Origin of the sequence: Flavobacterium sp. xlx-214 (genome assembly GCF_013874595.1) — a bacterium.
Lineage (GTDB): Bacteria > Bacteroidota > Bacteroidia > Flavobacteriales > Flavobacteriaceae > Flavobacterium.
In genome coordinates this window covers 910,345-922,814 of the sequence record NZ_CP059431.1, presented here as the reverse complement: position 1 = coordinate 922,814, position 12,470 = coordinate 910,345, and the positions used below count along the sequence as shown (strand labels likewise).

16 protein-coding genes are annotated in these 12,470 nt (G+C 33.1%); all 16 read left to right on the top strand.

Going from position 1 to position 12,470, the window contains the following annotated elements:
- The first annotated feature begins 71 nt into the window (after positions 1-71).
- From H1R17_RS04305 to H1R17_RS04230, 16 genes are read left to right on the top strand one after another with little or no spacing between them, the layout of a single operon-like run.
- A complete protein-coding gene (locus tag H1R17_RS04305; protein ID WP_163431515.1) occupies positions 72-971 on the top strand; it encodes a dialkylrecorsinol condensing enzyme DarA in 900 nt (299 codons plus the stop codon).
- On the top strand, positions 971-2,107 hold the full coding sequence (locus tag H1R17_RS04300) for a beta-ketoacyl-ACP synthase III (RefSeq protein ID WP_163431514.1): 1,137 nt from the start codon (positions 971-973) through the stop codon (positions 2,105-2,107). Before H1R17_RS04305 ends, H1R17_RS04300 begins: the two co-directional genes overlap by 1 nt.
- A 1-nt stretch (position 2,108) precedes the next feature.
- Positions 2,109-2,543, top strand: coding sequence for a hypothetical protein (locus H1R17_RS04295; protein WP_163431513.1), 435 nt, complete (start codon positions 2,109-2,111; stop codon positions 2,541-2,543).
- The gene (locus tag H1R17_RS04290) at positions 2,543-3,004 is read left to right on the top strand and encodes an ABC transporter permease (protein ID WP_163431512.1); all 462 of its coding nucleotides are present in this window, start codon (positions 2,543-2,545) and stop codon (positions 3,002-3,004) included. Before H1R17_RS04295 ends, H1R17_RS04290 begins: the two co-directional genes overlap by 1 nt.
- 1 nt (position 3,005) lies before the next feature.
- Entirely contained in the window at positions 3,006-3,407 is a 402-nt protein-coding gene (locus tag H1R17_RS04285; protein WP_163431511.1) for a hypothetical protein, read from the top strand.
- 1 nt (position 3,408) lies between these two features.
- Entirely contained in the window at positions 3,409-4,404 is a 996-nt protein-coding gene (locus H1R17_RS04280; RefSeq protein ID WP_163431510.1) for a BtrH N-terminal domain-containing protein, read from the top strand.
- Positions 4,404-5,156, top strand: a complete 753-nt coding sequence (locus H1R17_RS04275; RefSeq protein ID WP_181729251.1) for an ABC transporter ATP-binding protein — start codon at positions 4,404-4,406, stop codon at positions 5,154-5,156. Before H1R17_RS04280 ends, H1R17_RS04275 begins: the two co-directional genes overlap by 1 nt.
- Positions 5,146-6,423 (top strand): ABC transporter permease, encoded by a 1,278-nt coding sequence (locus H1R17_RS04270; protein WP_163431509.1) that lies wholly within the window; start codon positions 5,146-5,148, stop codon positions 6,421-6,423. Before H1R17_RS04275 ends, H1R17_RS04270 begins: the two co-directional genes overlap by 11 nt.
- Entirely contained in the window at positions 6,398-6,844 is a 447-nt protein-coding gene (locus H1R17_RS04265; protein WP_163431508.1) for a thioesterase family protein, read from the top strand. The genes H1R17_RS04270 and H1R17_RS04265 overlap by 26 nt, the downstream gene beginning before the upstream one ends.
- A complete protein-coding gene (locus H1R17_RS04260; RefSeq protein ID WP_163431507.1) occupies positions 6,844-7,956 on the top strand; it encodes a beta-ketoacyl synthase N-terminal-like domain-containing protein in 1,113 nt (370 codons plus the stop codon). The genes H1R17_RS04265 and H1R17_RS04260 overlap by 1 nt, the downstream gene beginning before the upstream one ends.
- 3 nt (positions 7,957-7,959) lie before the next feature.
- Positions 7,960-8,550: a 3-oxoacyl-ACP synthase gene (locus H1R17_RS04255; RefSeq protein ID WP_163431506.1), complete on the top strand. Its 591-nt coding sequence runs from the start codon at positions 7,960-7,962 to the stop codon at positions 8,548-8,550.
- Between the two features lie 7 nt (positions 8,551-8,557).
- Positions 8,558-8,818 carry a phosphopantetheine-binding protein gene (locus tag H1R17_RS04250; RefSeq protein WP_163431505.1) on the top strand — a complete coding sequence of 87 codons (261 nt, stop codon included), beginning with the start codon at positions 8,558-8,560 and terminating at the stop codon, positions 8,816-8,818.
- Positions 8,818-10,011, top strand: a complete 1,194-nt coding sequence (locus H1R17_RS04245; protein ID WP_163431504.1) for a beta-ketoacyl synthase — start codon at positions 8,818-8,820, stop codon at positions 10,009-10,011. Before H1R17_RS04250 ends, H1R17_RS04245 begins: the two co-directional genes overlap by 1 nt.
- Positions 10,008-11,057, top strand: a complete 1,050-nt coding sequence (locus tag H1R17_RS04240) for a beta-ketoacyl synthase chain length factor (protein WP_163431503.1) — start codon at positions 10,008-10,010, stop codon at positions 11,055-11,057. Before H1R17_RS04245 ends, H1R17_RS04240 begins: the two co-directional genes overlap by 4 nt.
- Positions 11,051-11,824, top strand: a complete 774-nt coding sequence (locus tag H1R17_RS04235; protein WP_163431502.1) for a polysaccharide deacetylase family protein — start codon at positions 11,051-11,053, stop codon at positions 11,822-11,824. Before H1R17_RS04240 ends, H1R17_RS04235 begins: the two co-directional genes overlap by 7 nt.
- Before the next feature lies 1 nt (position 11,825).
- Positions 11,826-12,449 (top strand): outer membrane lipoprotein carrier protein LolA, encoded by a 624-nt coding sequence (locus H1R17_RS04230; RefSeq protein WP_163431501.1) that lies wholly within the window; start codon positions 11,826-11,828, stop codon positions 12,447-12,449.
- Positions 12,450-12,470: the final 21 nt, after the last annotated feature.

The window sequence follows — 12,470 nt, the reverse complement described above, 5'->3', positions numbered from 1 at the left end:
AAATATAAAGGTTTATCAGTTCAAATTTGTTGAGAACTTCTCTAAGTAACAAAACACAAAGCCAATTACTTATGAAAAATGTTTTAGTTATTTATTATTCGCAATCGGGGCAGTTAAAAGAAATTGCAGAAAATATTAGTTTGCCTCTTAAAGAAAAAGCGAATATTACTTATTACAATATTGAAACAGAGGAAAAATTTCCTTTTCCTTGGGATAATGCTTCTTTTTTTGGAGCTTTTCCTGAAACTTTCAAGCAAATTCCTTCTAAAATAATTCCTCCAAAGGATGAAATTTTGAATGCAAAATACGATTTGGTTTTACTACATTATCAAGTGTGGTATTTAACGCCGTCTATCCCTATAAATTCATTTTTAAAAAGCAGTTTTGCACAACAATTATTACAAAATACACCAGTAATCACCATTAGCGGAAGCCGTAATATGTGGGCATTTGCACAAGAAAAAGTAAAAAAACTTTTGAAAAATGTAAATGCTAACTTAGTTGGAAACATTGCGTTAACCGATAGAAACATTAACTTAATAAGTGTAATTACCGTTGTTGATTGGATGTTTTCGGGCGTAAAACGTAAAACGTATGGTTTTTTACCTTTGCCAGGAGTTTCACAACAAGAAATACAAGAATCATCTAAATTTGGTAATATTATTTTGCCTTTTTTATTGAAAGGTAATTTTACCCAACTACAAGAAAAATTAGTAGAAAGCAATGCGGTAGAATACCGTTGGTTTTTAGTATCAATGGATAAAAAAGCCAATAAAATGTTTACAATTTGGAGCAGTTTAATTCTTAAAAATCCAAATAAGCGAGAATTACTTTTAAAGTTTTTTAAAGGGTATCTTTTTTGTGCCATTTGGATTTTATCGCCAATTGTTCATTTAATTGAACTAATTTTATTTCCAATTCGTTATTTTAGCATTCGGAAAGAGAAAAAATACTTTCAAGGAGTTTTATAATGTCAGCAAGAGTTTTCATCAACAAAGTAGAAAAATTTTTACCTAATGATCCTGTTTCAAACGACGAAATGGAGCAGTTTTTAGGAGAAATCAATCATAAGCCATCTAAATCACGTCGATTAATTTTACGCAATAATGGCATTCAAACACGTTATTACGCCTTAGATAAACAACAAAATGTTACACATAACAACGCTGATTTAACGGCAGAAGTTGTTAAAAAATTAGTTTCAAACGATTTTTCATTACAAGATATCGAAGTTTTATCGTGCGGAACTTCTACTCCCGATTTATTATTGCCTTCACACGCTGCTATGGTACACGGTTTATTGCAAAATAAATCGGTTGATTTAAATTCAGCTTCAGGCGTATGTTGTTCGGGTATGAATGCTTTAAAATATGGGTATCTTTCAGTAAAATCGGGTGATGCTAAAAATGCTGTTTGTACAGGTTCTGAGCGTGTTTCAACGTGGATGATGGCGAATAAATTTGAAGCTGAAGTTGCTAATTTAGAAGCTTTAGAAGAGCAACCTATTTTAGCTTTTAAGAAAGATTTTTTACGTTGGATGTTGTCAGATGGTGCCGGAGCTATGTTGTTAGAAAATGAAGCAAAAGGCGGTTTGTCATTAGAAATTTTGTGGATGCAAAATTATTCTTATGCTTACGAATTGGAAACGTGTATGTATGCGGGCGGAGAAAAACAAGCAGACGGATCTGTAAAAGGTTGGAGTGAATACCAAGCGAATGATTGGCAAAATGAATCGATTTTTTCTTTAAAGCAAGATGTTAAAATATTGGATGAATTCATCCTTAAAAAAGGCGTTCAAAGTATGGGCGATGCTATGAAAAAGCATCACATTACTCCTACTGATATCACTTATTTTTTACCCCATATTTCATCGGTTTATTTTAAAGATAAGTTATACAACGAGTTTAAAGAAGCGGGATTAGAAATTGCCAAGGAAAAATGGTTTATCAATTTACCAAAAGTAGGTAATGTAGGCGCCGCATCTATCTATTTAATGTTAGAGGAGTTGTTTCATTCAAAAACATTAAAATCGGGCGATACCATTATGTTATCAGTGCCAGAAAGTGGTCGTTTTTCATATGCGTATGCCTTTTTAAAAGTAGTTTAATATGATTTTTGAATTTCCAATTACCAATAAAGAGATCCTTTTACACTGTATTCCACAGCGCGACCCCGTTGTAATGGTTGATGCCTTACTTTCTTATACAGATACTGAGGTGGTTGCTGGGTTAACTGCTAACACTTCTGGCTTTTTTGTTAAAGATAATAAGTTACAAGAACCTGGTTTAATAGAGCATATGGCGCAAACAGTGGCATTGCACACAGGTTTTGGTTATTTTATAAAAAAACAAGAAGCACCAACGGGTTATATTGGAAGCATTACCAATTTAAGCATTCATAGATTACCTTTGGTAGATGAAAAAGTGCAAACCAAAGCCGTTATTTTACACGAATTTTCGGGTGTAACGTTGGTAAATATCGAATCAACAATTAATGGAGAAATCATAGCAGAAGGACAAATGAAAACGGTAATTGCAAAGTAATGGAAACAAATAACGCGCCTATAGAAATTAAAAAATACCTGCCGCATTTAAAACCAATGCTAATGGTTGATGCTATAGAGCGTATTTGTTCTGAAGAAGCTTTAACGCACTTTGCTATTACTCATTCTTGTATTTTTGTTCAAAACGATTATTTGTCTGAAACCGGTTTAATTGAAAATGCAGCCCAAACGTGTTCGGCTATTTCGGGTCAGTATTATTTTGATGCAGAACCAACTTGTGAGTCGCAAAACAACCCTAATGTTATAGGTTTTATTAGTTCTATAAAAAAAATAACGGTGCATCAATTGCCAAAAGTTAATTCGGTTATTCAAACTAAAGCACAATTACTTACGCAAGTGCAAATGCCCGATTACACAATTTGTACCCTTAAAGTAACTATTTTTGGTACAGAAATTGTATTTTTAGAAGGAGAAATGAATTTATTTTTACAAAAAAAATAAAATGAAGAAGAGCGAAGTTCCACAAGATGATAGTCCTTTAAAAAATATCAAAAGCAACGAATTAGTGTATGCTTTAGATGATGATGGAAAATTTGTTTCGGTTCAAAGTACGGGCTGGGAAGCAAAATCTATTGTTCAGTACGAAAATTTAGATGTTTTAGATCAACGAATTCAACAAGCATTAAACGATGTAAAAGCGGGTAAAGTAAGTCCTATCGTCTATTTTATGGAATTAAACCGTATGGATTGGCAAACATTAGCTGCTTATATGGGTAAATGGACGTTTTTGGTAAAACGTCATTCAAAACCTTCGGTATTTCAATCATTATCTGCAAAAGTATTAGCAAAATACGCAAAAACATTTGGCATTACCGTAGCCGAATTACAGAATTTTAAAGGATAAAATGCAATCAAATTTTCAACATATACAAACGGCTCATTGTGAAAACGGAGCCATAGTAAATTTATTAAGTAACAAAGGATATACTATTAGCGAACCTATGGCTTTTGGGCTGGGTTCTGGTTTGTTTTTTGTGTATTTGCCTTTTATTAAGGTAAATCATGCGCCTGCTATATCGTATCGCCCTTTGCCGGGTGTTATTTTTAACCGTATGGCTAAACGATTAGGCATTAAAATAAAACGTTTTAAATTTTCTGATCCTAAAAAAGCACAGCAAAAATTAGATGAAAATTTAGCACAAAACATACCTACAGGTTGTGTGGTTGGCGTGTACAACCTACCCTATTTTCCCGATGAATATCGTTTTCACTTCAACGCACATAATATTGTGGTGTTTGGAAAAGAAGGCAACAACTATTTAATTAGCGATCCTGTGTTAGATTATACCGTTTCGCTTACTGAGGATGAATTAGAAAAAGTTCGATTTGCTAAAGGGGCATTAGCTCCTAAAGGGCATTTGTACTACCCTATTGTTATTCCTGATCAAATTGATTTAACAAATTCTATTAAACAAGCCATTAAAAAAACGTGTAACGATATGTTGGCTCCTGTGCCTATTGTTGGTGTAAAAGGAATGCGAATGGTGGCTAAAGCAATTGTTAAATGGCATAAAAAATTAGGCGTTGCCAAAGCCAATTATAATTTAGCCAATTTGGTGCGTATGCAAGAAGAAATTGGTACTGGTGGCGGTGGTTTTCGCTTTATTTATGCTGCTTTTTTACAAGAAGCCGGTGTTTATTTAAAAAACGATGAATTAATTGCTTTATCAAAAGAAATGGCTGCTATTGGCGATAATTGGCGCGATTTTGCTTTAGAAGCATCACGAGTGGTAAAAAAACGCAGCAATACAGAGAATGTGTATCAAGTATTATCGCAAACGTTATTAGAAATTGCTGATAAAGAAGAAGCGTTCTTTAAAAAATTGAAAAAAGCCGTATAATGTCAGCCATCATCAACATACAAGATATATCTAAACAATACAAAGGTTCCGATTTTTTATCGTTATCACATATAAACTTAGAAATTCCTAAGCAATCTATTTTTGGGTTATTAGGACCTAATGGCGCTGGAAAAACAACGTTAATTTCTATTTTGTGTGGCATTATTAAGCCTACTTTAGGAAGTTTTGAAATTGATGGTATTTCATCAAAAGATAATTCTGCTGTTTTAAAAAGTAAAATTGGTATAGTTCCACAAGAATATGCCTTGTACCCTACCCTAACGGCTTATGAAAATTTGATGTATTTTGGCAGTTTGTACAATGTTTCTAAAGCAGATTTAAAAGAAAAAATAACGCATTTTCTTACACATTTAGGGTTAGAAAATTTTATGCACAAAAAAGTCCATACTTTTTCTGGTGGAATGAAACGCCGCGTAAACCTAATTGCAGGAATTTTGCACGAACCTACTGTTTTGTTTTTAGATGAGCCTACTGTGGGTGTTGATGTGCAATCGCGTGCAACCATTATCGATTATCTAAAACAATTAAACAAAAAAGGAACTACCATTGTGTATACATCGCATTTAATGGCAGAAGCGCAAGATTTTTGTACCGATATTGCTATTATAGATCAAGGTAGCGTTTTTGTTCAAGGAACACCAAAAGAACTGATAGAAAGCGTACCTAACGCCCACAGTTTAGAAGAAGTGTTTATTGCATTAACTGGTAAAAAATTACGCGATGTGGTTTAAATTGTGGGAATGCATAGTAAAAGAATTAAAGTTATTGTTTCGCGATATTGGCGGATTAATAACCTTGTTTGTAATGCCTATTATTTTGGTTATTGTGGTAACCTCTATACAAGACAGTACTTACCAAAGCATCAGTGCATCAAAAATACCTGTTTTATGGGTTGATAACGATTTGGATAGTATTTCGTTTAAGGTGAAGAAAGAAATTGAAAATTCGGAAAGTTTTCAGCTTATTTCAAAGATTTCGAACAAAACCGTAACCGAAGAAATTGCTAAACAAGAAGTTTTTAAAGGAAACTATCAAATGGCGATCATCATTCCTAAAAATTTAACTAACGATTTAAATGTAAAAGTACGTCAGAATGTAGACGGTATTTTAGACGAAATGGGTATGAGTACCACATCTTACGAACCCATTGAAGTACAAAACAAGGAAATTCGTATGTACTTTGATCCTGCTACGCAAGCGGCTTTTAAAAATGGTGTAAAAAGCAGCATTGATAAAATGATTGCCCAGTTAGAAAACAACGCCATTTATAAAACATTTGAAACACAATTGGGCGGTAGCAGTACTACTTCGTTTAGCGAACCGTTTATTAGTTTTAAAGAAATAGTTCCTCAAGAAAAAAATAAAGACGTGTTGCCCAATTCGGTACAACATAACGTACCTGCTTGGACACTTTTTGCCATATTTTTCATTATTGTGCCTTTATCCATCAATATTGTAAAAGAAAAAAGTCAAGGCACGTATTTGCGTTTAATTAGCAGCCCTACTTCTAACAGTATTTTGTATTTAGGTAAAATTATAACGTATTTAATCATATGTTTATTGCAGTTTTATACTATATTACTTATTGCTAAATTTGTTTTTCCGTTGATGCATTTGCCGCAATTGCATTTATCAGCAAACAAACTTTTTTTAATGTCAGCACTTACGTTAACAGCAGGTTTAGCTGCCATAAGTTTAGGTATTTTATTAGGAATTGTTTGTAAAACGCAAGAACAGTCTGCCCCATTTGGCGCTACATTTGTTGTTATTTTAGCAGCTATTGGTGGTGTTTGGATACCTGTTTTTGCTATGTCTGAAACCATGCAAATTGCCTCTAAAACGTCACCTATGAACTGGGCATTGAATGGTTATTATGATATTATGTTAAGAAATGGTTCGTTTATTGATATCATTCCTGAAATGATATTGCTAACTTTGTTTTTCTTTGTAATTATTACCATTGCGTTGCTATATGACAAAAATAAGAGAACCGTTTAATACAGCTAAAATGTTACAACACACCGAACATTTTAAAGTAAAATTTAATCAAACCGATGCTTTAGGCATTGTTTGGCACGGCAACTATATTGATTATTTTGAAGACGGTCGCGAAGCTTTTGGTCGCCATTTTGGTATTTCGTATAAAGATGTTCAAGACCATGGTTTTGCAACACCCATTATAAAAACACAAAGCGAACATAAAAAACCTTTGCGTTATGCAGACGATGCATATATTGTAACCACTTATATTGATTCACCTGCTGCCAAGTTGATTTTTAAGTTTGAAATTTACAATCAATCAAATGAATTGGTTTGTACAGGCGAAACCACTCAGGTTTTCACCGATTTAAAAGGAAATTTAATTATTACGATGCCTGCCTTTTTTGAAGAATGGAAACGTAAAGTAGGTTTGTTGTAATGAACGTTTATATTCACGATTCACATATTATTAGTCCGTTGGGCTTTTCTACAAAAGATAATTTTGATGCTTTGGTATCAGGAAAATCGGGTATTTCAGAACTATTTGTCAATCAAGAAATAGGAACTGTGTTTGCTGCAAAAATCAAAGAGGAACGTTTTAACGAACATTTTTTATTGATTGATCCTCAATTTAATGGCTCACGCATTGAAAAACTGCTTATTGCTGCCCTATTTCCTATTGTTCAAAAAAATAATATTACACCCAATACGGCTTTAATTTTATCAACCACTAAAGGTAATATTCAAGCATTGGCGCATAATCAATTGCAAGAGGCTTTTATTACCCAAACCGTTGCCAATGTAGCGTCTTATTTTGGTTTTAAAACAGAACCTATTGTTATTTCAAATGCTTGTGTATCGGGAGTTATGGCACTTTCTGTTGCCAAACGATTTATTCAAATGGAACAATTTTCGGATGCTTATGTAGTAGCTGTTGATGAATTGACAAGTTTCGTACTGTCTGGTTTTCAATCGTTTCAAGCAATGAGCAACGAACCTTGTAAACCGTATGATGCCGATAGAAAAGGCGTTAATTTAGGAGAAGCTGCTGTAGCTGTTTTTGTATCGAAAGATAAAAGAGAAAATGCTATTTTAATGGCTGGAGATGCCAATATAAACGATGCCAATCATATTTCGGGACCCTCACGTACAGGCGAAGGATTGGTTTTAAGTATTGAAAAAGCAATGGCCGAAGCTGAGGTTTCATCTGAAAACATTGATTATATCTCTGCACACGGCACCGCTACCCTATTTAACGATGAAATGGAAGCAATTGCTTTTAACCGTACACAATTGCAAAAGGTTCCTGTAAATAGTTTAAAAGGCTATTTTGGACATACTTTGGGCGCATCGGGTTTGTTAGAAACCGTTATCACCATCGAAAGTTTAAAAAACAATGTGTTAATTCCTTCTTTTGGATATCAAAACCAAGGAACAACCGAAAAAATAAACATCATTACCGAAATCGAAAAAAAACCGCTTAAAATCGCTTTAAAAACAGCATCAGGCTTTGGCGGAAGTAATTCGGCAATGGTTTTAGTAAAAAATTAGTATATGTATTTTATTAGTAATTACATACATATTGAAAATGGTTTTATCTTTGAAAACGGAAAAGAGGTTTTTTCGTTACAAAATGCATCGTTTTCAAATTTTATAAAAGAAGCTTATAAAACCTTTGATGGTAATTATCCTAAGTTTTATAAAATGGATGATTTATGCAAATTGGCTTATATGGCTTCTGAATTGTTATTAAAGAACGAAACAGAAAAAGACGTAGCGTTGCTTTTTAGTAATAACGAAGGCAGTTTAGAAACCGATATAAAACATCAGCAAAGCATACAAAGCAGTGCAACGTATTTTCCTAGTCCGGCAGTTTTTGTGTACACATTGCCCAATATTGCTATAGGCGAAGTAAGTATTAAACATCAATTAAAAAGCGAAAGCTGTTTTTTTATTGCTGAAACGTTTCCTACAGAATATATGTATACGTATGCCGAATATTTGCTAAAAGCAAACAAAGCTAAAAAGGTACTTTGTGGTTGGGTTCATTATTTAAACGGAACTTATAAAGCAAATTTCTATTTGGTTACATTAAATGGAGATTTAGATCATAATACAAATAATATAAAAAATATAACAAAATAATTAAGAGATGGAAGCTTTAAAACAAGAATTAAAAGAGCGTATTGTAAACGTTTTGAATTTAGAAGATATTACACCAGCTGATATTCAGGATACAGATGCCCTTTTTGGCGATGGTTTAGGATTAGATTCTATTGATGCGTTAGAGTTAATTGTATTGTTAGATAAAGAATACGGAATTAAATTATCAGACCCAAAACAAGGAAAAGAGATATTTCAATCAATTAATACAATGGCTCAGTACATAGCCGAAAACAGAACAAAACTATAATGCAAAATAAAGTTGCAATAACAGGTATGGGAATTATTTCTTCGATAGGAACAACTGTTGAAGAAAATTTTCAATCTTTAATATCAAAGAAAAGTGGTATTTCAACAATAGAGTGGATTGAAACGCGTCATTCAAACGATATCAAAGTTGGTGAAATTAAAATAACCAACCAGCAATTGCAACAAATTTTAAATTTACCAGAAGACAATACTTTTACAAGGACAGGTTTATTAGGAGCTTATGCTGCAAAGCAAGCTATTGAAAACGCGAATATTACCAACATAAACGATGTACGTTCTGGATTAATTTCTTCAACAAGTGTAGGAGGGATGGATTTTACCGAAAAGCATTACAAACAGTACGAAAATCATCCGGAATACATAAAGTACATCAACAGTCATAACGCAGGCGATTCATCAAATAAAATTGCAGAATATTTAGGTTTAAAAGGTTTTGTTTCTACCATTTCAACCGCTTGTTCATCGGCAGCCAATGCCATTATGTTAGGCGCAAGTATGATTGAAAATGGTTATTTAGATAGGGTAGTAGTTGGTGGTACCGATGCTTTAAGCAAGTTTACCATAAACGGTTTTAAAACCTTAATGATTTTATCGGATACCTACAACACACCATTTGATCAAAACCGTAAAGGATTGAATTTAGGCGAAGCCGCTGCCTATTTGGTTTTAGAATCGGATGAGGTGGTAAAACAACACAACAAAAATGTTTTAGGGTATGTAGTTGGATATGGCAATGCTAATGATGCTTATCATCAAACAGCATCGTCTGAAAATGGAGAAGGAGCATACCTTGCTATGCAACAAGCTTTTGCTAAGGCAAACATTTCACCAGAAAAAATCAGTTATGTAAACGCGCATGGTACAGCAACGCCAAACAACGATTTATCAGAAGGGCGTGCCTTGCTTCGTGTTTTTAATAAAGTGCCTAAATTTAGCTCTACAAAAGCTTTTACTGGGCATACATTAGCAGCAGCAGCAGCAATTGAAGCTGTTTACAGTATTTTGGCATTACAAAACAACACCATTTTTCCGAATCTGAATTTTAAAACACCAATGGAAGAGTTTCAGTTGATTCCAGAAACCGAAGTTGTTTCAACAGAACTAAACTATGTACTTTCTAACTCGTTTGGTTTTGGCGGTAATTGTTCCACTTTAATCTTCTCAAAATCATGAAAAACTGTTACATAAACGGTATCGGTTCGGTAACCATTCAAACAATTGATTTTGATTTGTTTCAATCGGAAATTCAACCAGTACAAATCCTGAACAAGGCGCAACAACCTTCGTACAAAGATTTAATTGCACCAGCAATGAGTCGTAGAATGGCAAAAGGTGTAAAAATGAGTATTTATGCGGCTAATGAAGCCATGCATGAAGCTAAAATGGTTGATCCGCATGCTATTATTGTAGGCACAGGATTAGGATGTATTGAAGATTCTGAAAAGTTTTTAGATGCCATTGTAGTAAACGATGAGCAGTTTTTAACGCCAACCGCTTTTATACAGTCAACGCATAATACCGTAGCGGCGCAAATTGCTTTGAATTTACAATGCAAGGCTTATAATTTTACGTATGTAAACGGAGGAAATTCGTTTGAGAATGCTTTGTTTGATGCATTTATGCAGTTAAAGCATTTTAATAAAGAAAACATTTTGGTTGGCGGTGTTGATGAAATTGCATCATATACTTTTTCGATGTATGAATTATCAGGAAAAGTGAAAAGGGAAGGGGATGTTATTGATTTTATGCAACCTACTACAACAGGAGTTGCTTTTGCTGAAGGAGCCCAATTTTTCGCAATTTCGAGTAAAAAAACAAATAATTCGTATGCCGAAATAAAAGATATAATGCTTTTTAATGCTTTTAATAAAAGCGAAGAAGCAACAATAATTGATTTTTTGGCAAAAAATAATACTTCAATAGCAGATATTGATGTAGTGGTTTTAGGCGTAAATGCCGATGTAAATCAGCAACGTTTTTATGATAAAATAAGCGCTTTATTTGCTAATAACGCACAAGCGTATTACCAACATATTTCGGGTACATATGACACAGCTAGTGCTTTTGCTTTACATTTAGGTTCTAAGATTATTCAAAAAGGTACTTATCCTAAAAGCATTCAATACAACCAAATAAAACCTGAAAAAATAAATCAAGTTTTGATTATTAATCAAGATCAATTAACCGATTATAGTTTTGTATTACTGCAAAAATGCTAAAACACATTTACATAAAATGGTTTTTTGGAGCCTTACTTTTAGGCGCTCTTGGGCTTAGTTTTGCTCAAGAAATATCGTGGGTTTACTTAATTTATATTCTTATTATTTGGATTTCGATAACTGCTTGGGGCTGCTTTGATATTCGATCGAATTATTTTGTAAAAGCATTTTCATCTAACAAAAAAGTCAGTCAAAACCACATTGCATTAACATTTGATGATGGTCCAACGCCTTTTACAGAAACAGTTTTAGATTTATTAGAAGTTTACCAACAAAAAGCCACTTTTTTTTGCATTGGTAAGCAAGTACAAAAGTATCCTGAATTAGCTAAAAGAATTGTAGACGAAGGACATGTGATTGCAAATCATACCTGGACACATACTTCAAAAATGGGTTTTTTATCAAAAAGAGATGTTGTAAAAGAAATTCAAACCACTCAAAAAATCATTGAAAGGGTTACGCAATATAATGTTCGATTATTTCGTCCACCATTCGGAGTCACTAATCCAAATATAGCAAAAGCGTGTAGTGAAAGTAGGGTAGAAGTGGTAGGGTGGAATATACGTTCTTTAGATACGGTTATTGCATCGGAAAATAAAATTCTTAAAAGAATCACCTCTCGTTTAGAAAAAGGATCCATTGTATTATTGCACGATACCTCTTTAAAAACCTGTAACACATTGGAACAATTGTTGCAAGTAATGAAAAAGCAAAAAATGCAATCGGTAACAATTGCACAATTATTAAATATAAAAGCATATCATTAAAATGAAAAATATTGTATTAGGTTTAATATGTTTGGTAAGTTCATTTGCCATAGCACAAACAAAAATGACAACAACAGAAGCTGCTGCTTTTAAGAAAGAAGTACAGAGTGAAGCAGGAAAAACAACCTCAATTACAGCTGATTTTGAAGAAACAAAACATGTAAGTGTATTAAAAAATGCTTCTACATCTACAGGTATTTTTCGTTTTAAAGGCGAAAAATTACTTTGGCAGTACAACGCACCTAAAAAAAGCGCGATGTTGTTTAATAAGCAGAATTTAAAGATTAAAAGCGAAAAAGGTAAAATAAGTACTATTGATTTAAACAAAAATAAACGTTTTAAACAACTACAACAGTTAATGATGGGAAGTTATACGGGTAATTTGTTTGATGAAACTTCTTTTGATATTACGTATTTTAAAAATGGAACTACCAGATTTGCCGTTTTAAAGCCTAAAAGTAAAGATATGAGCAAACATATTAAAGAAGTTACTTTAACGTTTAAAAACAACGAAGGCACCGTTTCTGAGATTAAAATTGTAGAAAGTTCAAACGACTATTCGGTTATTAAATTAAAAAACAAAAAACTAAATACAGCGTTAAGCGATAGTGTATTTCAGTTATAAGTAAAAACTCCTTCAATTTGA

Coding starts and splice junctions, on each gene's coding strand:
- H1R17_RS04305 (WP_163431515.1), top strand. CDS start 72: ATGAAAAATGTTTTAGTTATTTATTATTCGCAATCGGGGCAGTTAAAA.
- H1R17_RS04300 (WP_163431514.1), top strand. CDS start 971: ATGTCAGCAAGAGTTTTCATCAACAAAGTAGAAAAATTTTTACCTAAT.
- H1R17_RS04295 (WP_163431513.1), top strand. CDS start 2,109: ATGATTTTTGAATTTCCAATTACCAATAAAGAGATCCTTTTACACTGT.
- H1R17_RS04290 (WP_163431512.1), top strand. CDS start 2,543: ATGGAAACAAATAACGCGCCTATAGAAATTAAAAAATACCTGCCGCAT.
- H1R17_RS04285 (WP_163431511.1), top strand. CDS start 3,006: ATGAAGAAGAGCGAAGTTCCACAAGATGATAGTCCTTTAAAAAATATC.
- H1R17_RS04280 (WP_163431510.1), top strand. CDS start 3,409: ATGCAATCAAATTTTCAACATATACAAACGGCTCATTGTGAAAACGGA.
- H1R17_RS04275 (WP_181729251.1), top strand. CDS start 4,404: ATGTCAGCCATCATCAACATACAAGATATATCTAAACAATACAAAGGT.
- H1R17_RS04270 (WP_163431509.1), top strand. CDS start 5,146: ATGTGGTTTAAATTGTGGGAATGCATAGTAAAAGAATTAAAGTTATTG.
- H1R17_RS04265 (WP_163431508.1), top strand. CDS start 6,398: ATGACAAAAATAAGAGAACCGTTTAATACAGCTAAAATGTTACAACAC.
- H1R17_RS04260 (WP_163431507.1), top strand. CDS start 6,844: ATGAACGTTTATATTCACGATTCACATATTATTAGTCCGTTGGGCTTT.
- H1R17_RS04255 (WP_163431506.1), top strand. CDS start 7,960: ATGTATTTTATTAGTAATTACATACATATTGAAAATGGTTTTATCTTT.
- H1R17_RS04250 (WP_163431505.1), top strand. CDS start 8,558: ATGGAAGCTTTAAAACAAGAATTAAAAGAGCGTATTGTAAACGTTTTG.
- H1R17_RS04245 (WP_163431504.1), top strand. CDS start 8,818: ATGCAAAATAAAGTTGCAATAACAGGTATGGGAATTATTTCTTCGATA.
- H1R17_RS04240 (WP_163431503.1), top strand. CDS start 10,008: ATGAAAAACTGTTACATAAACGGTATCGGTTCGGTAACCATTCAAACA.
- H1R17_RS04235 (WP_163431502.1), top strand. CDS start 11,051: ATGCTAAAACACATTTACATAAAATGGTTTTTTGGAGCCTTACTTTTA.
- H1R17_RS04230 (WP_163431501.1), top strand. CDS start 11,826: ATGAAAAATATTGTATTAGGTTTAATATGTTTGGTAAGTTCATTTGCC.